Annotated in this window: 24 protein-coding genes; 17 read left to right on the forward strand and 7 right to left on the reverse strand. The window is 59.3% G+C overall.

Features of this window, described 5'->3' with window-relative positions; all coding sequences use genetic code 11:
• The first annotated feature begins 13 nt into the window (after positions 1-13).
• From odhB to ACMDB8_RS07535, 7 genes are all read left to right on the forward strand, one after another.
• Positions 14-1,234, forward strand: coding sequence for a 2-oxoglutarate dehydrogenase complex dihydrolipoyllysine-residue succinyltransferase (odhB, locus tag ACMDB8_RS07505; protein WP_056721685.1), 1,221 nt, complete (start codon positions 14-16; stop codon positions 1,232-1,234).
• Between the two features lie 98 nt (positions 1,235-1,332).
• On the forward strand, positions 1,333-2,769 hold the full coding sequence (gene lpdA, locus ACMDB8_RS07510) for a dihydrolipoyl dehydrogenase (RefSeq protein ID WP_007998079.1): 1,437 nt from the start codon (positions 1,333-1,335) through the stop codon (positions 2,767-2,769).
• 198 nt (positions 2,770-2,967) lie between these two features.
• The gene (gene sucC, locus ACMDB8_RS07515; RefSeq protein ID WP_007919879.1) at positions 2,968-4,134 is read left to right on the forward strand and encodes an ADP-forming succinate--CoA ligase subunit beta; all 1,167 of its coding nucleotides are present in this window, start codon (positions 2,968-2,970) and stop codon (positions 4,132-4,134) included.
• Entirely contained in the window at positions 4,134-5,015 is an 882-nt protein-coding gene (sucD, locus tag ACMDB8_RS07520) for a succinate--CoA ligase subunit alpha (RefSeq protein ID WP_007919877.1), read from the forward strand. The genes sucC and sucD overlap by 1 nt, the downstream gene beginning before the upstream one ends.
• A 401-nt stretch (positions 5,016-5,416) precedes the next feature.
• Positions 5,417-6,730 (forward strand): branched-chain amino acid transport system II carrier protein, encoded by a 1,314-nt coding sequence (brnQ, locus tag ACMDB8_RS07525; protein ID WP_223542122.1) that lies wholly within the window; start codon positions 5,417-5,419, stop codon positions 6,728-6,730.
• A 194-nt stretch (positions 6,731-6,924) separates the two neighbouring features.
• Complete coding sequence (locus ACMDB8_RS07530) at positions 6,925-7,662, forward strand: DUF599 domain-containing protein (protein WP_056721688.1); 738 nt, start codon at positions 6,925-6,927, stop codon at positions 7,660-7,662.
• Positions 7,662-8,063, forward strand: a complete 402-nt coding sequence (locus ACMDB8_RS07535) for an MAPEG family protein (protein WP_056721690.1) — start codon at positions 7,662-7,664, stop codon at positions 8,061-8,063. Before ACMDB8_RS07530 ends, ACMDB8_RS07535 begins: the two co-directional genes overlap by 1 nt.
• Positions 8,064-8,131: 68 nt before the next feature.
• Here ACMDB8_RS07535 and ACMDB8_RS07540 read toward each other — a convergent pair whose 3' ends face one another.
• Entirely contained in the window at positions 8,132-8,404 is a 273-nt protein-coding gene (locus tag ACMDB8_RS07540; protein WP_056722291.1) for a hypothetical protein, read from the reverse strand.
• A 157-nt stretch (positions 8,405-8,561) separates the two neighbouring features.
• On the opposite strand from ACMDB8_RS07540, the gene ACMDB8_RS07545 reads away from it, so the two are divergent.
• The 4 genes from ACMDB8_RS07545 to ACMDB8_RS07560 all read left to right on the forward strand — a co-directional run bounded on the left by ACMDB8_RS07545 (position 8,562) and on the right by ACMDB8_RS07560 (position 12,269).
• Positions 8,562-9,038, forward strand: a complete 477-nt coding sequence (locus tag ACMDB8_RS07545; protein WP_056721692.1) for a PaaI family thioesterase — start codon at positions 8,562-8,564, stop codon at positions 9,036-9,038.
• On the forward strand, positions 9,035-9,487 hold the full coding sequence (locus tag ACMDB8_RS07550) for a PaaI family thioesterase (RefSeq protein WP_056721694.1): 453 nt from the start codon (positions 9,035-9,037) through the stop codon (positions 9,485-9,487). The genes ACMDB8_RS07545 and ACMDB8_RS07550 overlap by 4 nt, the downstream gene beginning before the upstream one ends.
• 81 nt (positions 9,488-9,568) lie before the next feature.
• Entirely contained in the window at positions 9,569-11,473 is a 1,905-nt protein-coding gene (htpG, locus tag ACMDB8_RS07555; protein WP_056722293.1) for a molecular chaperone HtpG, read from the forward strand.
• 67 nt (positions 11,474-11,540) lie between these two features.
• Complete coding sequence (locus ACMDB8_RS07560; protein ID WP_056721697.1) at positions 11,541-12,269, forward strand: dienelactone hydrolase family protein; 729 nt, start codon at positions 11,541-11,543, stop codon at positions 12,267-12,269.
• Between the two features lie 147 nt (positions 12,270-12,416).
• Here ACMDB8_RS07560 and ACMDB8_RS07565 read toward each other — a convergent pair whose 3' ends face one another.
• The 5 genes from ACMDB8_RS07565 to purM all read right to left on the reverse strand — a co-directional run bounded on the left by ACMDB8_RS07565 (position 12,417) and on the right by purM (position 16,329).
• On the reverse strand, positions 12,417-13,277 hold the full coding sequence (locus ACMDB8_RS07565) for a pirin family protein (protein ID WP_409078476.1): 861 nt from the start codon (positions 13,275-13,277) through the stop codon (positions 12,417-12,419).
• Positions 13,278-13,339: 62 nt separating this feature from the next.
• Positions 13,340-13,756: an OsmC family protein gene (locus ACMDB8_RS07570; RefSeq protein ID WP_046037641.1), complete on the reverse strand. Its 417-nt coding sequence runs from the start codon at positions 13,754-13,756 to the stop codon at positions 13,340-13,342.
• A gap of 142 nt (positions 13,757-13,898) precedes the next feature.
• Positions 13,899-14,612 (reverse strand): DUF3108 domain-containing protein, encoded by a 714-nt coding sequence (locus ACMDB8_RS07575; RefSeq protein WP_056721701.1) that lies wholly within the window; start codon positions 14,610-14,612, stop codon positions 13,899-13,901.
• Between the two features lie 8 nt (positions 14,613-14,620).
• A complete protein-coding gene (gene purN, locus ACMDB8_RS07580; protein ID WP_056721703.1) occupies positions 14,621-15,271 on the reverse strand; it encodes a phosphoribosylglycinamide formyltransferase in 651 nt (216 codons plus the stop codon).
• Positions 15,271-16,329, reverse strand: coding sequence for a phosphoribosylformylglycinamidine cyclo-ligase (purM, locus tag ACMDB8_RS07585; protein ID WP_007984558.1), 1,059 nt, complete (start codon positions 16,327-16,329; stop codon positions 15,271-15,273). The genes purN and purM overlap by 1 nt, the downstream gene beginning before the upstream one ends.
• Before the next feature lie 387 nt (positions 16,330-16,716).
• On the opposite strand from purM, the gene ACMDB8_RS07590 reads away from it, so the two are divergent.
• The 6 genes from ACMDB8_RS07590 to ACMDB8_RS07615 all read left to right on the forward strand — a co-directional run bounded on the left by ACMDB8_RS07590 (position 16,717) and on the right by ACMDB8_RS07615 (position 22,052).
• On the forward strand, positions 16,717-17,769 hold the full coding sequence (locus ACMDB8_RS07590; RefSeq protein ID WP_409078475.1) for a DUF2066 domain-containing protein: 1,053 nt from the start codon (positions 16,717-16,719) through the stop codon (positions 17,767-17,769).
• Between the two features lie 36 nt (positions 17,770-17,805).
• Positions 17,806-18,879, forward strand: a complete 1,074-nt coding sequence (locus ACMDB8_RS07595) for an AI-2E family transporter (RefSeq protein ID WP_056721707.1) — start codon at positions 17,806-17,808, stop codon at positions 18,877-18,879.
• A gap of 230 nt (positions 18,880-19,109) precedes the next feature.
• Positions 19,110-19,814 carry a DnaA regulatory inactivator Hda gene (hda, locus tag ACMDB8_RS07600; protein WP_007984552.1) on the forward strand — a complete coding sequence of 235 codons (705 nt, stop codon included), beginning with the start codon at positions 19,110-19,112 and terminating at the stop codon, positions 19,812-19,814.
• A gap of 222 nt (positions 19,815-20,036) precedes the next feature.
• Positions 20,037-20,669 (forward strand): C40 family peptidase, encoded by a 633-nt coding sequence (locus tag ACMDB8_RS07605; RefSeq protein WP_056721709.1) that lies wholly within the window; start codon positions 20,037-20,039, stop codon positions 20,667-20,669.
• 165 nt (positions 20,670-20,834) lie between these two features.
• Positions 20,835-21,371, forward strand: a complete 537-nt coding sequence (locus tag ACMDB8_RS07610) for a C40 family peptidase (protein WP_008049713.1) — start codon at positions 20,835-20,837, stop codon at positions 21,369-21,371.
• Positions 21,372-21,389: 18 nt separating this feature from the next.
• Positions 21,390-22,052 carry a class I SAM-dependent methyltransferase gene (locus ACMDB8_RS07615; RefSeq protein WP_056721712.1) on the forward strand — a complete coding sequence of 221 codons (663 nt, stop codon included), beginning with the start codon at positions 21,390-21,392 and terminating at the stop codon, positions 22,050-22,052.
• 148 nt (positions 22,053-22,200) lie between these two features.
• Here the strand turns inward: ACMDB8_RS07615 and ACMDB8_RS07620 are convergent, their stop codons facing one another.
• The gene (locus ACMDB8_RS07620) at positions 22,201-23,514 is read right to left on the reverse strand and encodes a PQQ-dependent sugar dehydrogenase (protein ID WP_056721714.1); all 1,314 of its coding nucleotides are present in this window, start codon (positions 23,512-23,514) and stop codon (positions 22,201-22,203) included.
• Between the last annotated feature and the right edge of the window lie 14 nt (positions 23,515-23,528).

The raw sequence follows: 23,528 nt of genomic DNA on the forward strand, positions 1-23,528 counted from the left end.
GGAACCACAGACAATGGCTATCGAGATCAAAGCCCCCACTTTCCCGGAATCGGTTGCCGATGGCACCGTTGCCACCTGGCACAAGCAACCGGGCGACGCGGTCAAGCGCGACGAACTGATTGTCGACATCGAAACCGACAAAGTCGTGCTGGAAGTGCTGGCTACCGCTGACGGCGTGCTGGGCGCTATCGTCAAGAACGAAGGCGAAACCGTTCTGTCCGACGAAGTCCTGGGCTCCATCGTTGAAGGCGGCGCTGCTGCTGCCGCTCCGGCTGCCGCTGCTGCTCCGGCCGCTGCTGCCGCTGCTCCAGCTGCCGGCGCTGACGAAGACGCTATCGCAGCTCCAGCTGCTCGCAAGCTGGCCGAAGAAAACGGCATCAACCTGGCTTCCGTCAAAGGCACCGGCAAAGATGGTCGTGTAACCAAGGAAGACGTGGTTGCCGCTGTCGAAGCCAAGAAAGCTGCTCCTGCTGCCGCACCTGCCAAGGCTGCTGCTCCGGCTGCCGCTGCTCCTGTGTTTGCCGCTGGCGATCGCATCGAGAAGCGCGTACCGATGACCCGCGTTCGTGCCACCGTGGCCAAGCGTCTGGTTGAAGCTCAATCGAACATGGCAATGCTGACCACTTTCAACGAAGTCGACATGACTGAAGTCATGGCACTGCGTTCGAAGTACAAGGACCTGTTCGAGAAGTCCCACAACGGCGTGCGCCTGGGCTTCATGTCGTTCTTCGTGAAAGCGGCCACCGAAGCGCTGAAACGCTTCCCGGCTGTCAACGCCTCGATCGACGGTGGCGACATCGTTTACCACGGCTACGCTGACGTCGGCGTTGCAGTTTCCAGCGATCGCGGCCTGGTTGTACCGGTTCTGCGTAACGCCGAACTGATGAGCCTGGCTGAAATCGAAGGCGGCATCGCCACCTTCGGCAAGAAAGCCCGCGACGGCAAACTGTCGATGGACGAAATGACCGGTGGTACTTTCACCATCACCAACGGTGGTACTTTCGGTTCGATGATGTCGACCCCGATCGTCAACCCGCCACAAGCCGCCATCCTGGGCATGCACAACATTATCCAGCGTCCGATGGCCATCAACGGTCAGGTCGTTATCCGTCCGATGATGTACCTGGCACTGTCCTACGATCACCGTCTGATCGATGGCAAAGAAGCTGTGACCTTCCTGGTGACCATCAAGAACCTGCTGGAAGATCCGGCTCGTCTGTTGCTGGATATCTGATAGAAGCAGCCATGAGCTGCAAGCCCGTGCTGTCGGAAAACCCGCAGCCTGGCTTGCCGCTCGCGGCTTGAAGCTTTTCGCTAAAGAGGATTTTTTGAATGTCGCAGAAATTTGACGTAGTAGTGATCGGCGCGGGCCCTGGCGGTTACGTGGCTGCCATCAAGGCCGCTCAGCTGGGCCTCAGCACTGCCTGCATCGAGAAGTACACCGACAAGGAAGGCAAACTGGCTCTGGGCGGTACTTGCCTGAACGTCGGCTGCATTCCATCCAAGGCCCTGCTGGACAGCTCGTGGAAATTCCACGAAGCCCAGGACGGTTTCGCGATCCACGGTATCAATCACGCTGGCGTGACCATGGACGTGCCAGCGATGGTCGGCCGCAAGGCCAACATCGTCAAAGGCCTGACCTCCGGCGTTGCGACCCTGTTCAAAGCCAACGGTGTGACCTCTATCCAGGGTCACGGCAAGCTGCTGGCCGGCAAGAAAGTCGAAGTCACCAAGCCTGATGGCTCGGTAGAAATCATCGAAGCCGAAAACGTCATCCTGGCTCCAGGTTCGCGTCCGATCGACATTCCGCCAGCTCCGGTTGACCAGAATGTGATCGTCGATTCGACTGGCGCCCTGGAATTCCAGTCCGTGCCTAAGCGTCTGGGCGTGATCGGCGCTGGCGTGATCGGTCTGGAACTGGGTTCGGTCTGGTCGCGTCTGGGCGCGGAAGTGACTGTCCTGGAAGCCCTGGACACCTTCCTGATGGCAGCGGACACCGCTGTTTCCAAGGAAGCGCTGAAAACCCTGACCAAGCAGGGTCTGGACATCAAGCTGGGCGCTCGCGTAACCGGTTCCAAAGTGAACGGCGACGAAGTCGTGGTGAACTACACCGATGCCAAGGGCGAACAGAACATCACTTTCGACAAGCTGATCGTAGCCGTTGGTCGCCGTCCGGTGACCACTGATCTGCTGGCAGCCGACTGCGGCGTGACCCTGGACGAGCGCGGTTTCGTGCACGTTGACGACCACTGCGCCACCACCGTACCGGGCGTCTACGCCATCGGCGACGTGGTTCGCGGCATGATGCTGGCGCACAAGGCCTCGGAAGAGGGCATCATGGTTGTCGAGCGCATCAAGGGCCACAAGGCCCAGATGAACTATGACCTGATCCCTTCGGTTATTTATACTCACCCGGAAATCGCGTGGGTCGGTAAAACCGAGCAGGCCTTGAAAGCTGAAGGCGTTGAAGTTAACGTCGGCACCTTCCCGTTCGCAGCCTCCGGCCGTGCCATGGCTGCCAACGACACCGGTGGTTTCGTCAAGGTCATCGCAGATGCCAAGACAGACCGCGTACTGGGCGTCCACGTGATTGGCCCAAGCGCTGCAGAACTGGTTCAGCAGGGCGCGATCGGTATGGAATTCGGCACCAGCGCTGAAGACCTGGGCATGATGGTTTTCTCCCATCCGACCCTGTCTGAAGCCTTGCACGAAGCTGCTTTGGCAGTGAATGGCGGCGCTATTCACATCGCCAACCGCAAGAAGCGTTAAGACATAATAAGAAACCACGGCGGTTTGGCCCGTCGTGAGCCTTGCATGCAAGACTCACCGCGGAATATCCGCTGGACGCAGTCTTGCATAGCTGCACCGGGTACCCGGAAAGGCTATGCAAGCAGCAGTCACAGGTGGTGCGGCACTTGAATGAGTGCAGCACCGAATGCGCAGTACCTAACGAAGACGGTAAAAAGCATGAATCTTCACGAGTATCAGGGTAAGCAGCTGTTCGCTGAATACGGCCTGCCAGTTTCCACTGGTTATGCAGTAGACACCCCGGAAGCAGCAGCAGAAGCTTGCGACAAAATCGGCGGCAGCGAGTGGGTTGTCAAAGCCCAGGTCCACGCCGGTGGTCGCGGTAAAGCGGGCGGCGTAAAGCTGGTTCGCAGCAAAGAAGACGCCAAAGCCTTCGCACAGCAGTGGCTGGGCAAGCGTCTGGTGACTTACCAGACTGACGCCAATGGCCAGCCAGTCACCAAGATCCTGGTTGAATCGTGCACTGATATCGCTAAAGAGCTGTACCTGGGCGCTGTCGTTGACCGTTCGAGCCGTCGCATCGTGTTCATGGCTTCCACCGAAGGTGGCGTGGACATCGAGAAAATCGCTCACGACACTCCAGAAAAAATTCTGAAAGCCACTATCGATCCACTGGTTGGCGCTCAGCCATTCCAGGGTCGCGAGCTGGCATTCCAGCTGGGTCTGGAAGGCAAGCAAGTTGCCCAGTTCGCCAAGATCTTCGTAGGTCTGGCCAAACTGTTCAAGGATCACGACCTGGCCCTGCTGGAAGTGAACCCGCTGGTGATCAAGGCTGACGGCGATCTGCATTGCCTGGACGCCAAGATCAACATCGACGCCAACGCCATGTACCGTCAGCCTAAGCTGAAGACTTTCCACGATCCGTCGCAGGACGATCCGCGCGAAGCGCACGCTGCCAAGTTCGAACTGAACTACGTAGCGCTGGAAGGCAACATCGGTTGCATGGTCAACGGTGCTGGCCTGGCCATGGGTACCATGGACATCGTCAACCTGCATGGCGGCAAGCCAGCCAACTTCCTCGACGTGGGCGGCGGTGCTACCAAGGAACGCGTTACCGAAGCGTTCAAGATCATCCTGTCCGACACTAACGTCGCTGCAGTACTGGTCAACATCTTCGGCGGCATCGTTCGTTGCGACATGATTGCCGAAGGCATCATCGGCGCTGTGAAAGAAGTCGGCGTGAAAATCCCGGTTGTTGTTCGCCTTGAAGGCAACAACGCTGAGCTGGGCGCTAAAGTACTGGCAGAAAGCGGTTTGAACATCATCGCTGCTACCAGCCTGACCGACGCTGCTCAACAAGTTGTCAAAGCTGCGGAGGGCAAATAATGAGCGTCCTGATCAATAAAGACACCAAAGTTATCTGCCAGGGTATTACCGGTTCGCAAGGTAGTTTCCACACCCAGCAAGCCATCGAGTACGGCACCAAGATGGTTGGTGGTGTAACTCCAGGCAAAGGCGGCACCGAGCACCTGGGCCTGCCAGTGTTCAACACCGTGAAAGACGCTGTAGCTGCCACTGGCGCCACCGCCAGCGTGATCTACGTTCCGGCTCCTTTCTGCAAGGACTCGATCCTGGAAGCTGCCTTCGGCGGCATCAAGCTGATCGTGTGCATCACCGAAGGCATTCCTACCCTGGACATGCTGGACGCCAAAGTTAAGTGCGACGAGCTGGGCGTAGTCCTGATCGGCCCTAACTGCCCAGGCGTGATCACCCCAGGCGAATGCAAGATCGGCATCATGCCAGGTCACATTCACTTGCCAGGCAAGGTCGGTATCGTTTCCCGTTCCGGCACCCTGACCTACGAAGCTGTGAAGCAGACTACTGACGCCGGTTTCGGTCAGTCGACTTGCGTCGGCATCGGTGGTGACCCGATCCCGGGTTCGAACTTCATCGACATCCTGAAGCTGTTCCAGGAAGACCCGAAGACCGAAGCGATCGTAATGATCGGTGAGATCGGCGGTTCGGCTGAAGAAGAAGCGGCTGCCTACATCAAGGCACACGTGACCAAGCCGGTTGTTTCCTACATCGCTGGTGTGACTGCTCCTCCGGGCAAGCGCATGGGCCATGCTGGCGCAATCATCTCTGGCGGCAAAGGCACTGCAGACGAGAAATTCGCTGCTCTGCAAGACGCAGGCGTTAAAACCGTGCGTTCGCTGGCAGACATCGGCAAGGCCCTGGCCGAGCTGACCGGTTGGGCTGTCAAGTAAGCCTCGCGCTTAGCTTGCAACTCTGCTGACAAAGGCCACCTTCGGGTGGCCTTTGTCGTTTCCGGCATTTGTGTTGGCTGTGCTGGCCTCTTCGCGGGCAAGCCCGCTCCCACAGGGCGACGCATTCCAATGTGGGAGCGAGCTTGCTCGCGATGACGGACTTACAGACACCAACCATTTACATGCATAAACGCGACACGAAAATGTCGTAGATCGGAATGTTCGCCCTCTAACAGTGCGTTTCTGGTCCAAATTCGTTAGGCTACGCGCCATTTTTGCGTCTGCGGCCCACAAGGCGGCAACGCGCTAAAAGGGTCGGTCTTATACGGACTGACAGCATTTCCCTCACCCATAGGGAAATCCCTCTCTAAATTCCGATTCAGTAGTGTGGTATTTCCTTAATGAAAGTGTTGAAAGGCCAGGACATCCTGGCACTTGGTTTTATGACGTTTGCCCTGTTCGTCGGGGCTGGCAACATCATCTTCCCGCCTATCGTCGGTTTGCAGTCCGGGCCCAATGTCTGGATGGCGGCGCTGGGTTTCCTGGTCACGGCGGTCGGTCTGCCGGTGATCACCGTTGTGGCGCTGGCCAAGGTCGGCGGTGCAATGGATGCCTTGAGCAGCCCGATCGGTAAAGTCGCCGGTGGCCTGCTGGCAGCGGCTTGTTACCTCGCTGTTGGCCCGCTGTTCGCGACGCCACGTACCGCGACGGTATCCTTCGAAGTGGGCCTGGCGCCGCTGACCGGCGAGAGCCCGCTGGCGCTGTTCCTGTACAGCTCGGTGTACTTCCTGCTGGTGTTCTTCATCTCGCTGTATCCGGGCCGTTTGCTCGATACCGTAGGGCGCTTCCTCGCGCCGCTGAAGATCATCGCCCTGGCCGTGCTGGGCATTGCAGCTTTCGCCTTGCCGGCCGGTGACATTGGCCAGGCCACGCCTGAATACGTGGCGGCGCCGTTCTCCCAAGGCTTCATCAATGGTTACCTGACCATGGATACCCTGGGCGCGCTGGTGTTCGGCATCGTTATCGTCAACGCCATCCGTTCCCGCGGCGTCGAGTCGCCAGCACTGATCACCCGTTATGCGATCATCGCCGGTTTGATCGCCGGCGTGGGCCTGGCACTGGTGTATGTCAGTCTGTTCCGTCTCGGTTCGGGCAGCCATGAAGTGGCCGCTGGCGCTACCAATGGCGCGGCGGTATTGCATGCTTACGTGCAGCACACCTTCGGTTCGCTGGGCAGCGGCTTCCTGGCCGTGCTGATCTCCCTGGCGTGCCTGGTGACCGCGGTCGGCCTGACCTGTGCTTGCGCCGAGTACTTCAGCCGTGTGGTGCCGCTGTCCTACAAGACGCTGGTGATCATCCTCGCCGCGTTCTCGCTGCTGGTGTCCAACCTGGGCCTGACCAAGCTGATTGCGTTCTCGATCCCGGTGCTGACCGCGATCTACCCGCCGTGCATCGTTCTGGTGGCGTTGAGCTTCTGCAAGGACTTCTGGCATGAGCAGGGTCGTATCCTCGGCCCGGTGATGCTGGTGTCGTTCATCTTCGGCCTGATCGATGCCCTCAAGGGTGCAGGCCTGGCGGACTGGATGCCGACGCAAATGGCCCACCTGCCGCTGAGCGAGCAGGGCCTGGCCTGGCTGGTGCCGTCGGTGATGACACTGTTGGTCGCGGTGGTCTGCGATCGCCTGCTGGGCAAGCGCGCCGAAGCCTTGGCTTAAGTCGCTTCACGACCCGCCACAAGCGGGTCTTGAGCAAAAACAGAAATGCCCCGTATCAATCGATACGGGGCATTTTTTTTGTGAGGGATGCGGTGTCTTTTCCGTTGAGCTAACGTCGAAGCACTGCAACACCCTTTGTGGGAACTCGCTCCCACAGGGTCTGTGTAATCCGCATTTACTTCACAAGGACCTGCATGTCGTTCATCCAAGCCAACCTGATCCACCTTCTTGCCGCCGTCTGGTTCGTTATCTGCTGGGGCGGGTACACCCGCTATGCCACATGGAAAGGCCGTGACACCGCGTGCCTGGCCAGTGTGCTGCACCTGTATCGAGAAGACTGGATGCGCCGCATGCTGCTGCGCGACAACCGAATCGCCGATGCCAGCGTGATCGGCAATCTGGAACGCAATGCTTCGTTCTTTGCCTCCAGTACGTTGATTATCCTGGCCGGTATTCTCACGGTATTGGGGGCTTCGGAACGGGCGGTATCGTTGCTGGCGGATATCCCGATGGTGCAACAGGCGTCTCAGGGCATGTCGGAAATCAAGTTGCTGTGCCTGGCGCTGGTGTTTGTCTATGCGTTCTTCACCTTCAGTTGGTGCATGCGCCAGTACAACTTTGCCGCGGTACTGGTGGGTTCGGCGCCGATGGTCGGCGAGCGCCATGTGTCGGAGCAGGAACGCAAGGCATTCGCTTCCCGCGCCGCCCGCGTCATCTCCATGGCCGCCAACCAGTTCAACTTCGGATTGCGTTCCTACTACTTCGGCATGACCATGCTGGCCTGGTTCGTCAGCCCGTGGCTGTTCATGTTGATGAGTGCCGGCGTCGTATTCGTGTTGTACCACCGCGAGTTTCATTCCGACGTACTCGACGTGATGGTCTATACCCCTACAGAGGCGCCGTTGCCGGAGGTAATCAAAGAGGCTGCTTGATGAGTATTCCATTCTGGTGCGTGTTTATCAGTGCAGTGTTGATTTATCTGGCGCGAATGCCCGTGACCAGGGCCATGAAAGAGCAGGGTGGTTACGATAACCACCTGCCGCGCCAACAGCAGATGCAACTCACGGGGCTGGGTGCCCGGGCGGTGGCAGCGCATCAGAACAGTTTCGAAGCCTTCATGTTGTTTGCGGTGGGTGTGTTGATGGCGCATACCACGCAGACGGCGGGCTGGCTGATCGACTGTCTGGCGATCATCTTCGTGATCACGCGGGTTATTTATCTGGTGTGTTACTGGAAGGACCTGGCCTGGCAGCGCAGTCTGGTTTGGCTACTGGGATTAATCTGTTCGCTGTTGTTGATGATTAGTCCGACTTTTCGAACGTTTTTGCTCTAACCACTTTTTTTCAAGGCAAAAGAAAACCCGCACTTGGCGGGTTTTCTTTTGCCACGCTAAAAACCGTATTAGTTCTTAGGTGCTTCCGGAGCGGCTGGAGTGGCTGGAGCAGCCGGAGCAGCCTCTTTTGCCGCTTCAGCGTTCGATTCAGCCTGATCTTTGGCGGCTTCGGCGTTTTCTTTCGCAGCGTCGTTCACTTTATCCTGAGCTTTGCTCATGTCTTGCTGAGCTTGCTCAGCATGTTTGGCAGCATCTTGAGCTTTGTCCTCGGATTTTTTATCGCAGGCCGCGAGACCGAGGGAAGCGGTCAACATCAAGGCAATAGCTAAAGTCTTACGCATGGGGTGTTTCTCCTGATGAAAAGCATCTACTGGCATTAAGAGCCCACGCATCAGGGTTAAGTTCCATAATTCTTTCAGATATATAAGTTTGCTCTAGCGCGGAACTTTTATCCGGGCCGCCACCGCACTGTACGGACATAAACAAGGGCTTTATCAAATGGCTGAAAACCCCGTTTTTGAGCGTGCGAAGCGCTTTTTGTCAGCGCTGCGACATTGCCAGGTACTTGGACTAAGCGTTCACAGCGCCAGCAACGAAGGGCTGACGATTGTACTGCCTTACAGCCCGCAGATCGTCGGCAATCCCGAAACCGGCGTGATTCATGGCGGAGCGCTGACCTCGTTGATGGATACCGCCTGTGGCATGGCGACCCTCTGCGTGCTCCCGGAATTCGAAGTCTGCCCGACCCTCGACCTGCGCATCGACTACATGCACGCCGCCGAGCCGCATAAGGATGTCTATGGCTTTGCCCAGTGCTATCGGGTCACCACCGACGTGATTTTTGCCCGTGGCTTCGCCTATCAGGATGACCCCGGGCAACCCATTGCCCATGTGATGGGCACTTTCATGCGCATGGGCAAGCACATCAAGGGCACCAAGGGCTTTGGTGGCGCGGTTACCGGAGGTGCGCAATGAACGAGTCGATCAAGGATCAATTGCAAAAGGCCCACGAGCAGGGCGATTACGCCGCGCTGCTGGATTTGATTCCCTATGCTCGGCTGATCGGCGTCGAATGTTCGCGGGTGGGGGATGAGTTGCTGTTCAAGCTGCCTGCGAACAAGGACAACATTGGCAACCCTTTGTTGCCGGCGATTCATGGCGGTGTGATCGCCGGTTTCATGGAATTGGCCGCGGCGCTGCACCTGTTGGTGTTTACCGGATCGCCCGGGGTACCGAAGATCATCGACTTCTCCCTGGATTACCTGCGAGCCGGGCAATTTCGCGATACCTGGGCCCGATGCCAGGTCTGGCGCCAGGGACGCCGGGTCGCCAATGTGGCGATTACCGCCTGGCAAAGCACCGAAGCCGAACCCATTGCCACGGCCCGTGCACATTTCAAACTCGAAGAGCCCTTGAAATCCTGAACTCAGCCCCAAACTCTGAGGACAACCCGCCGTCGACCCTCATGGTCGCGGCTTATGCCATCTGATTGGAGTTTGATGACCATGAGTGTGGAAACTCAAAAGGAAACCCTGGGCTTCCAGACCGAGGTGAAGCAACTGCTGCATCTCATGATCCATTCGCTGTATTCCAACAAGGAAATTTTCCTTCGCGAATTGATCTCGAACGCCTCTGACGCTGTCGACAAATTACGTTTCGAAGCCCTGGCCAAGCCAGAGTTGCTGGAAGGCGGCACCGAACTGAAAATCCGTGTGAGCTTCGACAAGGACGCTAAAACCGTCACCCTCGAAGACAACGGTATCGGCATGAGCCGCGAAGACGCGATCACCCACCTGGGTACCATCGCCAAGTCCGGCACCGCCGATTTCATGAAGCACCTGAGCGGCGACCAGAAGAAAGACTCGCACCTGATCGGCCAGTTCGGTGTCGGTTTCTACTCCGCATTCATCGTTGCTGACAAAGTCGATGTGTACAGCCGTCGTGCCGGCAGCGCTGCCAGCGAAGGTGTGCACTGGTCGTCCAGGGGCGAAGGTGACTTCGAAGTGGCGACCATCGACAAGGCCGAACGCGGAACTCGCATCGTCCTGCACCTGAAATCCGGTGAAGACGAGTTCGCCGATGGCTGGCGCCTGCGCAACATCATCAAGAAGTACTCCGACCACATCGCCTTGCCGATCGAGCTGCCGAAAGAAGTGGCCGCTGCCGAAGGCGAAGAGCAGCCGGCCGTTGAGTGGGAAACCGTCAACCGCGCCAGCGCCCTGTGGACCCGTCCGCGTACCGAGATCAAGGACGAGGAATACCAGGAGTTCTACAAGCACATCGCTCACGATTTCGAAAACCCGCTGAGCTGGAGCCACAACAAGGTCGAAGGCAAGCTCGAATACAGCTCGCTGTTGTACGTGCCGACCCGTGCGCCGTTCGACCTGTACCAGCGTGAAGCGCCGAAAGGCCTGAAGCTGTACGTGCAGCGCGTGTTCGTCATGGATCAGGCCGAGTCCTTCCTGCCACTGTACCTGCGCTTCATCAAGGGTGTGGTCGACTCCAACGACCTGTCGCTGAACGTGTCGCGGGAAATCCTGCAGAAAGACCCGATCATCGACTCGATGAAGTCGGCGCTGACCAAGCGCGTCCTGGACATGCTGGAAAAACTGGCGAAGAACGAGCCTGAGCAATACAAGGGCTTCTGGAAAAACTTCGGTCAGGTCATGAAAGAAGGCCCGGCAGAAGATTTCGCCAACAAGGAAAAAATCGCCGGCCTGCTGCGTTTCGCATCGACCCATGGCGACGATGGCGAGCAGGTTGTTGGCCTGGCCGAGTATCTGGCGCGTGCCAAGGAAGGTCAGGACAAGATCTACTACCTGACTGGTGAAACCTACGCCCAGGTCAAAAACAGCCCGCACCTGGAAGTCTTCCGCAAGAAAGGCATCGAAGTGCTGCTGTTGACCGACCGCATCGACGAGTGGCTGATGAGCTACCTCAGCGATTTCGACAGCAAGAGCTTTGTCGACGTGGCACGCGGTGACCTGGACCTGGGCAACCTGGACTCGGAAGAGGACAAGAAGGCCGCGGAAGAAGTCGCCAAGGCCAAAGAAGGTCTGGTCGAGCGTCTGAAAGCTGCGCTGGGCGAATCCGTTGCTGACGTTCGGGTTTCCCATCGTCTGACCGACTCCCCGGCGATTCTGGCCATCGGCGAGCAGGACCTGGGTTTGCAGATGCGTCAGATCCTCGAAGCCAGCGGTCAGAAGGTTCCGGATTCGAAGCCGATCTTCGAATTCAACCCGACTCACCCGCTGATCGAGAAGCTCGACAACGAGCAGAGCGACGAGCGCTTCCGTGAGTTGGCGCACATCCTCTTCGATCAGGCGGCCCTGGCGGCCGGCGACAGTTTGAAAGACCCGGCGGCCTATGTGCGCCGTCTGAACAAGCTGCTGGTCGAACTATCGGCCTGACCGTGTTGCAGAAAAACCCGCTTCGGCGGGTTTTTTCATTCTGGTGTTCAATAATCAGGAGTCAGAAATGAGCCAAATCACTGTACGTTCCGTTGCCTATCAGATTGACGGCCAGGCTTACGAAAGCCGTCTGGCCTTTGATGCCGACCATAAAGGCCCGCGCCCGGGGTTGTTGATGGCGCCGAACTGGATGGGTGTCAGCGCCGGTGCCGAAGAGATCGCCAAAGCAGTGGCATCCAAGGGTTATGTGGTGTTGATCGCTGACCTTTACGGTCAATCGGTTCGTCCGACGAACAATGACGAGGCCGGCGCGGCCATGATGCCGTTGAAGAATGACCGCCCATTGCTGCGCAAGCGCATGCAAGTGGCGTTCGAGCAGCTGCAGGGGCAGGGCGAGGTGGCTGTCGATACTTCGAAACTGGCCACTTTCGGTTTCTGCTTCGGCGGCTGCTGCGCCCTGGAATTCGCCCGTACCGGCGCGCCGGTGAAGGCCGCGGTGTCGTTCCACGGCACGCTGGACACGCCGAACCCTGCTGATGCGAATAACATCAAGGGTAAGGTCCTGGTGCTGCACGGTGCCTCCGATCCGCTGGTGCCGAAGGAGCAGTTGCCGGCGTTCGAAGATGAAATGAACGCGGCGGGTGTGGATTGGCAGTTGCTGAGCTACGGCGGTGCGTTCCACTCGTTCACCGACCCGCACGCCAACGTGCCGGGGATGATGATGTATGACGCCAAGGTGGCTGCCCGGGCGTTCACGTCGATGCACAATCTGCTGGATGAAGTGTTCAAGGGCTGATCTGTTGCCTGACACCGACTTTGTCAGAGCCTGAACCGGCCCCTTCGCGAGCAAGTCGAATCGTCGCACCGCCGCTCCCACATTTAACCGCGTTCCAATGTGGGAGCGGGCTTGCTCGCGAAGGCGGTTCCACAGGCAACTAAAATCTCAGGGCAATTCGATCCGCTCAACTTCCCCCGGCACCGTCGGCCAGTCCCCGGCCGCCCAACGCCGGCGTGCCTCATCAATCGCCGCCGGATCGCTCGCGACAAAATTCCAGTTGATCCGTCGTGGCCCGTCCAGCGGAGCACCTCCGAACAACATGGTGTGACTGTCGCTTTCAGCAAACAGAGTCATCTCCTCCCCCGCAGGCAGTACCACCAGCGAGTACGGCTCTATCGACTCGCCATCGAGTTGCACCTCACCGCTCAACACATACAGCGCGCGTTCTTCATGCTCGGTGGGAATCAGCAATGTGGTCGCCGTTTGCAGGTGCAGTTCCGCATACAGCGTAGGAGAAAGCACCGGCACGGGCGATTCCAGGCAAAAGCCTGACCCGGCAATCATGCGAATCTTCACTCCCAGGTTTTCGCTGACCGGCAATGTGGACGCCGGATGGTGGCTGTAATGCCCCGGACCTTGCTCTTTGTCCTTGGGTGAAGCCAGCCAGATCTGCAGGCCGTGCATCGTGAAACCGCTTTCTTTCAGAGCCTCGGGGGTGCGTTCGACGTGGGCGATGGCACTGCCGGCCGTCATCCAGCTGACGTCGCCAGTCCCGACCACTTGATCGGAACCGAGACTGTCCTTGTGCTGGATCTGCCCCTGGAACAAGTAGGTGAGGGTGGACAGGCCAATGTGCGGATGCTGGCGGATGTTCATGCCTTTGCCCGGTGGATAACGGGTTTCCAGCATGTGGTCGAAAAACACGAATGGCCCGACGCTGCGGCACTTGGCTGATGGCAGCGGGCGAAGAATCGGCTGGCCTTCGACATCTTCGGTGCGGGGGCGGATCACTAGCGGAGTGTTCATGGTGCGTTCCAGGCTGAGCGGGTAATGCGTTCGAGCATAACCCGCTTGGGCAGCCCTTGCCGCTATTGGCTGAACGCGCCTTCGGACAAGTGCGTTTCGATGCTGACTTCAGAGGTGGTCATCAGCTTGTGGATCGGGCAGCGATCGGCCACGCGGTGCAGTTCATCGCGCTGGGCGTCGGTGAGTACGCCCTTGAGGGTCAGTTTGACGTGCAGCGCGTACTGGCCTTTCTGTTCCAGGCTGTTGTCGCGCTTGACCTCGACGCCGACACCGGTCAGCGGGATGTCTTTCTTCCTGGCATACAGCTTCAGGGTGAGGGCTTTGCAGGCACCCAGCGCGGCATCGAAATAATCGTGCGGTTCCGGAGCCGAGCCCTCTCCGCCAGCCGTGACGGGCGCGTCGGCGAAGAGTTCGTGGTCATCGATCTGGACGCTGTGGCGCAAACCTTCGGCGGAGACGGTATTGACGGTAACAGTCATGGCAAACCTCGCAGGCGACAGGAAAACTCATTCGATCAAAAAAGACCTTGAAGGTATAGAGCCATCGCGCTTGTCGGGTGTTCCAATTTTCAGAACCCACAAAAAAGCCCCGCGACTGCGGGGCTTTTTGTATCGATCCGGATCAGCTGCCTTTGACCGGCTTGCCGTTGACCGTACCGTCCAGGAGCATGATGTTGTATTCCTTGCCGTCGGTTTCGACTTGTTGCAGGCGGACCAGCAGGTAATCCCAATCCTTGGCGAACCACATCACGGTGATGCGTTTGTTTTGTGTCGGGTCGCGTACACGTTCAACCTTGATTGCATCGATCTTGCCGGCCTTGGTGTCGACCTTTTCAGCGCCCAGCACGCGGAAGTCATAGGTATCGACTTCACCGCCGTCGACCACCTGATAACTCATGCTTTTTTTGCCGGCGGCGACGTCGTGCTGCAGAGCCAGTTGGTAGCTGGATTTGTCGAGCATGCCGCGGTTCAGCGGAACCTTGACCGCGTCGCCGCGATCGGTACCGGTGACCATCTTGGTGTTCCAGTCGAAATCCAGATCCGCTTTCTTGGCCTTGCCCAAGCCGCCACGTTCAAAGTGATACGACTCTGGAAGAAGCGTGTCCTTGTCCATGGTGAGGGTACTTTCCTCGGACAGGCTGGCGATCATCATCGATGCCTTGAAACTCAGTTTCCATTTGCCATCGCTGGTTTTTTCGAGGTTGCGCTCGGCAGTGCCACTCATGGGCAGCTGTTTCCAGTCGGCGGTGTAGCTGGCGGAGAAAGGTTGAAGGTCTGCCGCCTGGGTCAAGGGCAAGGCGAGCAGAGCGCAAGCGAAGAGCAGGGCGCGACGCATAAAATCTCCTAGTTTCGAATCAAGTGGCCGCTGGCCGCGAGTAGCTGTCCATCCAGTAAAGCACCTTGCTCGCCGAGGGCCAGACGACCTTCGGCGAACCAGCGTACGGCCATCGGGTAGATCAGGTGTTCCTGAACATGGACCCGCTGCGCCAGACTCTGCGGCGAATCCTGTAACTCTACCGGTATTACAGCCTGTACGACCAGTGGTCCGCCATCGAGTTCCTCGGTGACGAAGTGCACGGAGCAGCCGTGCTCGGTGTCGCCGGCCTCCAGCGCGCGCTCATGAGTGTGTAACCCTTTGTATTTGGGTAGCAGCGACGGATGGATATTGAGCAGGCGACCCTGATAATGGCGTACGAAACCAGCGCTGAGAATGCGCATGAATCCGGCCAGAACCACGAGTTTGGGGTTGAAGGCGTCGATCAGTTCGATCAGCGCGGCGTCGAAGGCCTCGCGACCTTCGAAAGCCTTGTGATCCAGGGCGCGGGTATCGATACCCGCGTCACTGGCGCGCTGCAGGCCGTAGGCGTCGGCGCGGTTGGAAATCACCGCAGCGATGCGGGCCGGGCTGTCGCCGGTCCGCGTGCTGTCGATCAAGGCCTGCAAGTTACTGCCGGTGCCGGACAACAGCACCACGACATCACAGGTCTTAGGCATCAGTGAGCCTTGAGGTTCTTCAGTTCAACCTGAGCCGCGCCTTCGGCAGCGGTGGAGATCTGGCCGATGACCCAAGGCTGTTCGCCCGCTTCGCGCAGAACGTTCAGGGCAGTTTCCACGTGCTCCTGAGCGACGCAGATGACCATGCCCACGCCGCAGTTCAGCACGCGGTGCATTTCGTTCTCGTCAACGTTGCCTTTCTCTTGCAGCCAGTCGAACACTGCAGGGCGGTTCCAGCTGGCCACGTCAACCACGGCCTGAGCGCCTTTTGGCAGAACGCGCGGGATGTTGTCCAGCAGGCCGCCACCGGTGATGTGGGCCATGGCTTTGACTGCGCCGGTTTCCTTGATCAGCTTGAGCAGCGGCTTCACGTAGATACGGGTCGGGGCCATCAGCAGGTCGGTCAGCGGCTTGCCGTCGAGCTGGGTGTTCTCGATGTCGGCACCGGACACTTCGATGATCTTGCGGATCAGCGAGTAGCCGTTGGAGTGCGGGCCGGAAGATGGCAGGGCGAGCAGGGCATCGCCGGCAGCGACCTTGGAGCCGTCGATAATTTCGGATTTTTCCACGACGCCGACGCAGAAACCGGCCAGGTCGTAGTCTTCACCTTCATACATGCCCGGCATTTCAGCGGTTTCGCCGCCAACCAGCGAGCAGCCCGACAGTTCGCAGCCAGCGCCGATGCCAGTCACAACCTGGGCGGCGGTGTCGACGTTCAGTTTGCCGGTGGCGTAGTAGTCGAGGAAGAACAGCGGCTCGGCGCCGCACACCACCAGGTCGTTGACGCACATGGCAACCAGATCGATACCGATGCTGTCGTGTTTGTTCAGGTTCAGTGCCAGGCGCAGCTTGGTGCCGACGCCGTCAGTACCGGAAACCAGCACAGGCTGCTTGTAGCCGGCCGGGATTTCGCAGAGGGCGCCGAAACCGCCCAGGCCGCCCATGACTTCCGGGCGCGCAGTGCGCTTGGCGACGCTCTTGATGCGTTCGACCAATGCTTCACCGGCGTCGATGTCTACACCGGCGTCCTTGTAGCTCAGGGAGGGTTGCTTGCTCATGATCCAGGCCTTTAGGGGGGGGATTTCTGGGTAACGACCGAGTCCGTCGGGAGCGCCGAAACTGCGTAGGCGAGAACCATGCGCGCTATTCGGACACTACCCGGCTGTTGCCGGTCTGCGAAGGCGCGCGATTTTATCAGGCTTGAGGCGCAGCGGCCATCCTCAGGCCGACAGCAGGGCCATATCCGGTCAAAAAAAACCGTTGATGCGCGGTGTCGGTGGCATCCTGCATGGCTGTATAAGGTATCGCGATTAACCGTCTATCGTTATGACAGTGCGAAAACTTACCCGGAGCGTGTGAATGTTTTGCGTCGGGCAACGGTCACAGTCTTGCTCGATCGTCTTCATGCGGTCTGTTCCAGCCGCTCTTGTCATCAGGAATCTTCCATGCGTTTTTGTAAATTCTTGCTTGTGAGTTGTTTGTCAGTGGTCAGCCTGGTCAGTCAAGCCGAAACCGTCAAAGGCCTTTACCTGGTGCGCGAGCCGGTGAATGGCCAGTCGCCCGAGGAGCGCGACCAGGCGACCCAGCGTGCGTTGGACACGCTCGTGTTGCGCCTGACCGGCGACCCCAAGGCCGCGCAAAGCCCGGGGCTGGCGGCAATTCGCAAAGACCCGCAACAGATCATCAGCCAATACGGTTTTGAGGCCGGGCCGCCGGAAGTCCTGAAGGTCGATTTCGACCCGGGCACCACCGAGCAGGCCTTGCGTCGTGCCGGCCTGGCCATGTGGGGCGCCAATCGACCGTCGATCCTCGGCTGGTGGTTGAATGATTCCACCGAGGGTTCAAGCCTGGTGGGCGACGGCCAGGCCAGCGCGATGCCGTTGCGTCGGGCTGCCCAGCACCGTGGCTTGCCATTGCGCTTGCCGTTGGCGGACCTGAACGAACAGATCGTCGCCACTGCGCCGAATCTGGAAGGCGCAGATCCCGCGCCTTTGCTTGCGGCATCGGAACGCTACAACGCCGACGCCCTGCTCGCGGTACACGCCAAGGAGGAGGGCGGGCAGTGGCAAGCCAAGTGGCAATTGTGGCTGGGGGATAAAAAAGAGGCGGGCAGCGTGCAAGGCGCCGATCAGGCCGCCGTGGCCGATGCGGTGATGCTGGCGGTCAACGAGCGCCTGGCGCCGCGGTTTGTCGCCAAACCCGGTGCTTCGAGCGAGCAACTGCTGGAAGTGCAAGGCATGAATCTTGAACACTACGCGTCTCTCGGGCGTTTGCTGGAACCGTTTGGCGGGCGTGTGCAAAGTGTCGAGGGCGACCGGATTCTCTATCGGGTCAACGGCAGCGTCGATCAACTGCGTGCGCAACTGTCGCTGGCGAGGCTGCAGGAAGCGCCGGCGGGTCAGGTCCCGGCCCCGGTAGCGCCCGTTCGGCCAGCCGCCGGCAGCCCGGCGCCAGCCGCCGCGCCGGCCCCGATCCCGCAACTGCGTTTTCGCTGGTAGTTTTTCTTTCTTTATATAGAAGCAATGGAGTGGCTCATGGCCGATACGCGGCGTTGGTTCTGGCTCGGTGGGGTGGTCCTGCTGTGTGTGTTTGTCTGGTTGTTGCATCCGATCCTCACGCCGTTCCTGGTGGCGCTGCTGTTGGCCTACCTGTTCGACCCGCTGGTGGATCGGCTGGAGAAGGCAGGCCTGTCCCGAACCTGGGGTGTCGTGGCGGTATTTACCCTGTTTACCTTGATCTTCACCGCGCTGTTGTTGGTGTTGGTGCCGTTGCTCGCCAGGCAGTTGTTTCGTTTATATGAACTGGCTCCGCAGATGCTCGACTGGCTGCAGCACACGGCGTTGCCCTGGGCGCAATCGAAGTTCGGCCTGTCGGACGGTTTCTGGAAGTTTGACAAGCTCAAGGCCGCCATCAGCGAGCATATGAGTCAGACCACTGATGTTGTCGGCGTAGTGTTGAGCCATGCCACGGCCTCGGGGCTGGCGTTGATTGGCTGGCTGGCGAACCTGGTGCTGATTCCGGTGGTGAGCTTCTACCTGCTGCGCGATTGGGACCTGATGATGGCCAAGGTCCGCAGCCTGTTGCCCCGTGATCGTGAGGCGCGCGCGGTGTCGCTGGCGGGTGAATGCCATGAAGTGCTCGGAGCGTTCGTGCGCGGGCAGTTGCTGGTGATGGTGGCCCTGGGTGTGATCTACGCAGCCGGCCTGATGCTGGTCGGGTTGGAGCTGGGCCTGCTGATCGGCCTGATTGCCGGCCTGGCGGCGATCGTGCCGTACATGGGGTTTATCATCGGCATTGGCGCGGCGCTGCTTGCTGGGTTGTTCCAGTTCGGTGGTGATCTTTACCCCATGCTCGGCATTGTCGCGGTGTTCATGGTCGGTCAGGCGCTGGAGGGCATGGTGCTGACCCCTTTGCTGGTCGGTGACCGGATTGGCCTGCACCCGGTGGCGGTGATTTTCTCGATCCTGGCCGGTGGTGAACTGTTTGGCTTTACCGGTGTGCTACTGGCATTGCCGGTCGCCGCGGTGATCATGGTGCTGGTGCGCCATGTGAATGATTTGTATAAGGATTCTGAGATCTATAGAAGAGGCGACGAGCCGCAGGTTTAAGGGGGGGCAATAGGCGATGGCGGGCTGCCCGGGTTCGTACCGGATCAGTCTGCTGGCTTCGCCCGACTGTCACATGCACCGCCAAAGAATCTGTCACAAAACCGGTGCATTAACGCAAACCTTTGATTTTGCTTGTGGTCTGTCGCATTGTGCGACCCGCTTCACGGGTATAAACTTCGCAAACTTTACATAGAGGCCACTAACGGTTCCTTTGGAACTGTTCAGTCAGCATGAAACCGATTCAGCTGCCCCTAGGTGTGCGTCTGCGTGACGACGCCACCTTTATCAACTACTACCCAGGCGCCAATGCCGCTGCACTCGGCTATGTCGAGCGGCTGTGCGAAGCCGACGCCGGCTGGACCGAAAGCCTGATCTATCTTTGGGGCAAGGACGGGGTAGGGCGTACGCACCTGTTGCAGGCCGCTTGCCTGCGCTTCGAGCAATTGGGCGAGCCGGCGGTGTACCTGCCGTTGGCCGAGTTGCTCGATCGCGGCATCGAAATCCTCGACAACCTGGAACAGTACGAACTGGTCTGCCTGGATGATTTGCAAGTGGTTGCCGGGCGAGCGGACTGGGAAGAGGCGCTGTTCCATCTGTTCAATCGCTTGCGTGACAGCGGTCGACGCTTGCTGATTGCCGCATCGACATCCCCGCGTGAGCTGCCGGTGAAGCTGGCGGATCTCAAATCCCGCCTGACCCTGGCCTTGATCTTCCAGATGCGTCCGCTGTCCGATGAGGACAAACTGCGTGCCCTGCAATTGCGCGCATCCCGTCGTGGCCTGCATCTGACCGATGAAGTCGGGCATTTCATTCTGACTCGCGGTACCCGCAGCATGAGTGCGCTGTTCGAGCTGCTCGAGCGTCTCGACCAGGCCTCCCTCCAGGCTCAGCGCAAGCTGACAATCCCGTTTTTGAAAGAAACCCTCGGTTGGTAAACCCGCTGAAACCGGAGCTTTTAGGCGGTTAGGCATCTTTCAGGCGCCAGATATCCCGCTTTCCTGCCAGGTTGCAGGCCGCGTGCATGTTTAAAATGGGCTTAAGCGCTTAGATGTAAACGAGAAACGGATAAGTCACAAAAAGATCGATTGAATTTGCAAATGAGGCTGATAGCGGGCATAGTCTCGGCTTCTTTACAACTATCAGCCACGGTCGTGCCCATGCTAAATCGCTTCGCACCCCTCGTGCCTCTCGCACTCGTCACCCTGTTGTTCGGTTGCGCGGCCCACACTCCAGTGGCCCAGCAAGCTCCGCAACAGCAGGTTCAACACTCGGCCACTGCCCAGTCTTCCGCTCTCTTTCAGGAAGAGCTGGCTACCGAAAAAGAACTCGCAGACTTCGCTGGCGGCAAGTCCTACCAGCTTCCAGTCCTGGCCGACAGCATCCTCGAACGTGGCATGTCCCTGATCGGTACCCGTTACCGTTTCGGCGGTACTTCTGAAGCCGGCTTCGATTGCAGTGGTTTCATCGGTTACCTGTTCCGCGAAGAAGCGGGCATGAACCTGCCACGCTCCACCCGCGAAATGATCAACGTGGACGCTCCGCTGGTCTCGCGCAGCAAGCTTGAACCGGGCGACCTGCTGTTCTTCGCAACCAACGGTCGTCGTGGTCGCGTCAGTCACGCCGGGATCTACCTGGGCGACAACCAGTTCATCCACTCCAGCAGCCGCCGCAGCGGTGGTGTGCGTATCGATAGCCTGGGCGACAGCTACTGGAGCAAGACCTTCATCGAAGCCAAGCGCGCCCTGGCAATGGCACCTAACGCATCGCCAATCGTCACTGCACGCAAATAAGCGGACAATTTGTAAGGCGAACTTAAAGTCTTACTTGAAGTTTGTCGTGTAGCCGCTAGAATCTTGATCTACAAATGATGGCAAACCGCCTGCGTCCAACGCAGGCGGTTTTCTTTTCTGCGCTCTCCGCAGAAAAAGCCGCAGCCAGATCAGGATGTTCTGCTTATGACGACGTCGGCCCGCCTCGCAATCATGTTCTTCGCAGCGCTGCTCAGTGCCTGCGCCAGTCGCACACCGCCTCCTGCGCCGGTGGTTCGTGCTCCCATCGTATTTGGCTCGTCACAAGCGTTTTCGCCCGAAGCGGAAGACGTGCTGTTTCGCGCCCTTGGGCTGGTGGGCACGCCTTATCGCTGGGGTGGCAACACACCGGATTCCGGGTTTGATTGCAGCGGCCTGATCGCTTACGTGTACCGCGATGTCGCCGGCATTGCCTTGCCGCGCACCACGCGCGAGATGATCTCCATGCAAGCGGCGAATGTGGGCAAGGAAGGCTTGCAGACCGGCGACCTGCTGTTCTTCGCCACCAATGGCGGTTCCCAGGTCAGTCATGCCGGCATCTACGTGGGAGAAGGGCGTTTCGTCCACGCGCCGGCCACCGGTGGCACCGTGAAGCTCGACAGCCTGTCCAAGGCGTATTGGCAAAAGGCTTACCTGAGCGCCAAGCGTGTGCTGCAGCCTGAACATTTGGCGCGCAATCCATAACTTCCGGAGCTGGTGGTCATGACTGCTCGCACGCTCAATCTCGACGACGATCTGTACCAATACCTGCTCGATGTTTCCCTGCGCGAAACGCCGCTGCTCAAGCGCTTGCGCGATGAGACCCAGGCGCTGCCGATGGCACGCTGGCAGGTGGCACCCGAGCAGGGGCAGTTTCTAGCTTTGCTGGTAAAGCTGACGGGGGCCAGGCGCTTGCTCGAAGTCGGCACTTTTACCGGCTACAGCGCACTGTGCATGGCGGCGGCATTGCCTGCTGACGGTTCGCTGATTTGCTGTGACATCCCTGGCAACTACAACGCCATTGCACGGCGCTATTGGCAGGAAGCGGGGCTAGCCGAACGGATTGACCTGCGACTGGCCCCGGCGCTGGACACCCTCACCGAACTTGAGCGGCAAGGGCAGGGCGGGCAGTACGACCTGGTGTTCATCGATGCCGACAAGGCCAACTATCCGGCTTATCTGGAACACGCCCTGGGATTGCTACGAGCTGGCGGGCTGGTGGTGTTCGATAACACCCTGTGGAGCGGGCGCGTGCTTGAGGCCAATCCCGAGAGCGCGGACACCCGGGCGATCCAGGCGCTCAACCGGGCGTTGAAGGAAGATGCGCGGGTGGATCTGTCGTTGTTGCCGATTGGTGATGGTTTGACCCTTTGCCGCAAAAGGTAAGCACTGACTCCAATCCAATGTGGGAGCGAGCTTGCTCGCGATGGCGGTGGGTCAGGCAACATCAAAGTTGAATGTGCCGGCCTCATCGTCGGATCGCCGCCCGGAGACAAGCTCGCTCCCACAGGTTCTGAGTTCATCCGGGATGGTGTTACCTGGCAGCCGAAACCCGCCACACCTTGTTCCCCACATCGTCAGCCACCAACAGGTCACCCTGTCGGTCGATCACCACGCCCACCGGGCGGCCCATGGCTTGGTCCTTGTCGTTGAGAAAACCTGTGAGCACTTCAACGGGCTTTCCGGCAGGTTTGCCAGCGCTGAACGGCACGAAAATCACTTTGTAGCCGCTGTGGGGGTTGCGGTTCCATGAGCCGTGCTGCCCGATGAATGCCCCTTGGGTGAAGGGCGGTGGCAGCTTGCTGTTTTCGGCGAAGGTCAGGCCCAGTGATGCCGTGTGCGGGCCGACGGCGTAGTCCGGGGCGATCGCCTTGGCCACCAGGTCGGGGTTTTGCGGCTCAACGCGAATATCGACATGCTGGCCGTAGTAGCTGTACGGCCAGCCATAGAATGCGCCGTCTTTCACCGAAGTGATGTAGTCCGGAACCAGGTCGCTGCCGATTTCATCCCGTTCGTTGACCGCGGTCCACAGCGCGCCACTGAGCGGTTCCCAGGCCATGCCGTTGGGGTTGCGCAGACCGGAGGCGAAGATCCGCTGCTGGCCGGTGGCGCGATCCACTTCCCAGATCGCCGCGCGACCTTCTTCCTTGTCCATACCGTTTTCGGCGACGTTGCTGTTGGAGCCCACGGTGACGTACAACTTGCTGCCATCCATGCTGGCGATGACGTTTTTCGTCCAGTGGTGGTTCAGCGGGCCACCCGGCAGGTCGACCACCTTGATCGGCGGCGACTTGATCTGCGTATCGCCATTTTCATAGTGAAAGCGCAGCAGGCGATCAGTGTCGGCCACATACAGGTCATTACCGACCAGGGTCATGCCGAAGGGCGAGTTGAGGTTCTGCAGAAACACCGTGCGGGTTTCCGCGACGCCATCGTGGTCCTTGTCGCGCAGCAAGGTGATGCGGTTGGCGCTGGGCACCCTGGCCCCGGCGCGGCCCATGACTTTCTTCATGACCCAGCCGCGAATGCCTTTGCCGTCTTCGGGTTTGGGTGGTGCATTGGTTTCCGCCACCAGCACATCGCCATTGGGCAGCACATAAAGCCAGCGGGGGTGATCCAGGTCCTCGGCAAAAGCGGTCACTTGCGTGCCCGTGGCGGCGATGGGTTTCGCACCCTGTGGCCAGCCGATGGCCGGGGCGATGTTCACGGTCGGAACCAGTGTCTTGTTGGGTTCTGGTAGTCGGGGTGATGGGCCGGTGCCATCGGAGACTTGCAGGCGGGAGGTCTCGCCACAAGCGGCGAGCCCTCCGCAGAGCGCGATAACGAGAGCGAGCGGGGGCGTGCGCATGCTGGTCTTCCCTA

This window comes from Pseudomonas monachiensis, from assembly GCF_047345015.1.
GTDB lineage: Bacteria > Pseudomonadota > Gammaproteobacteria > Pseudomonadales > Pseudomonadaceae > Aquipseudomonas > Aquipseudomonas monachiensis.

Coding starts and splice junctions, on each gene's coding strand:
- ACMDB8_RS07560 (WP_056721697.1), top strand. CDS start 11,541: ATGAGCCAAATCACTGTACGTTCCGTTGCCTATCAGATTGACGGCCAG.
- ACMDB8_RS07565 (WP_409078476.1), bottom strand. CDS start 13,277: ATGAACACTCCGCTAGTGATCCGCCCCCGCACCGAAGATGTCGAAGGC.
- ACMDB8_RS07620 (WP_056721714.1), bottom strand. CDS start 23,514: ATGCGCACGCCCCCGCTCGCTCTCGTTATCGCGCTCTGCGGAGGGCTC.
- purM (WP_007984558.1), bottom strand. CDS start 16,329: ATGAGCAAGCAACCCTCCCTGAGCTACAAGGACGCCGGTGTAGACATC.
- ACMDB8_RS07615 (WP_056721712.1), top strand. CDS start 21,390: ATGACTGCTCGCACGCTCAATCTCGACGACGATCTGTACCAATACCTG.
- ACMDB8_RS07530 (WP_056721688.1), top strand. CDS start 6,925: ATGTCGTTCATCCAAGCCAACCTGATCCACCTTCTTGCCGCCGTCTGG.
- ACMDB8_RS07570 (WP_046037641.1), bottom strand. CDS start 13,756: ATGACTGTTACCGTCAATACCGTCTCCGCCGAAGGTTTGCGCCACAGC.
- ACMDB8_RS07545 (WP_056721692.1), top strand. CDS start 8,562: ATGGCTGAAAACCCCGTTTTTGAGCGTGCGAAGCGCTTTTTGTCAGCG.
- ACMDB8_RS07550 (WP_056721694.1), top strand. CDS start 9,035: ATGAACGAGTCGATCAAGGATCAATTGCAAAAGGCCCACGAGCAGGGC.
- htpG (WP_056722293.1), top strand. CDS start 9,569: ATGAGTGTGGAAACTCAAAAGGAAACCCTGGGCTTCCAGACCGAGGTG.
- ACMDB8_RS07595 (WP_056721707.1), top strand. CDS start 17,806: ATGGCCGATACGCGGCGTTGGTTCTGGCTCGGTGGGGTGGTCCTGCTG.
- odhB (WP_056721685.1), top strand. CDS start 14: ATGGCTATCGAGATCAAAGCCCCCACTTTCCCGGAATCGGTTGCCGAT.
- lpdA (WP_007998079.1), top strand. CDS start 1,333: ATGTCGCAGAAATTTGACGTAGTAGTGATCGGCGCGGGCCCTGGCGGT.
- brnQ (WP_223542122.1), top strand. CDS start 5,417: ATGAAAGTGTTGAAAGGCCAGGACATCCTGGCACTTGGTTTTATGACG.
- hda (WP_007984552.1), top strand. CDS start 19,110: ATGAAACCGATTCAGCTGCCCCTAGGTGTGCGTCTGCGTGACGACGCC.
- ACMDB8_RS07610 (WP_008049713.1), top strand. CDS start 20,835: ATGACGACGTCGGCCCGCCTCGCAATCATGTTCTTCGCAGCGCTGCTC.
- ACMDB8_RS07590 (WP_409078475.1), top strand. CDS start 16,717: ATGCGTTTTTGTAAATTCTTGCTTGTGAGTTGTTTGTCAGTGGTCAGC.
- sucC (WP_007919879.1), top strand. CDS start 2,968: ATGAATCTTCACGAGTATCAGGGTAAGCAGCTGTTCGCTGAATACGGC.
- ACMDB8_RS07575 (WP_056721701.1), bottom strand. CDS start 14,612: ATGCGTCGCGCCCTGCTCTTCGCTTGCGCTCTGCTCGCCTTGCCCTTG.
- sucD (WP_007919877.1), top strand. CDS start 4,134: ATGAGCGTCCTGATCAATAAAGACACCAAAGTTATCTGCCAGGGTATT.
- ACMDB8_RS07535 (WP_056721690.1), top strand. CDS start 7,662: ATGAGTATTCCATTCTGGTGCGTGTTTATCAGTGCAGTGTTGATTTAT.
- purN (WP_056721703.1), bottom strand. CDS start 15,271: ATGCCTAAGACCTGTGATGTCGTGGTGCTGTTGTCCGGCACCGGCAGT.
- ACMDB8_RS07540 (WP_056722291.1), bottom strand. CDS start 8,404: ATGCGTAAGACTTTAGCTATTGCCTTGATGTTGACCGCTTCCCTCGGT.
- ACMDB8_RS07605 (WP_056721709.1), top strand. CDS start 20,037: ATGCTAAATCGCTTCGCACCCCTCGTGCCTCTCGCACTCGTCACCCTG.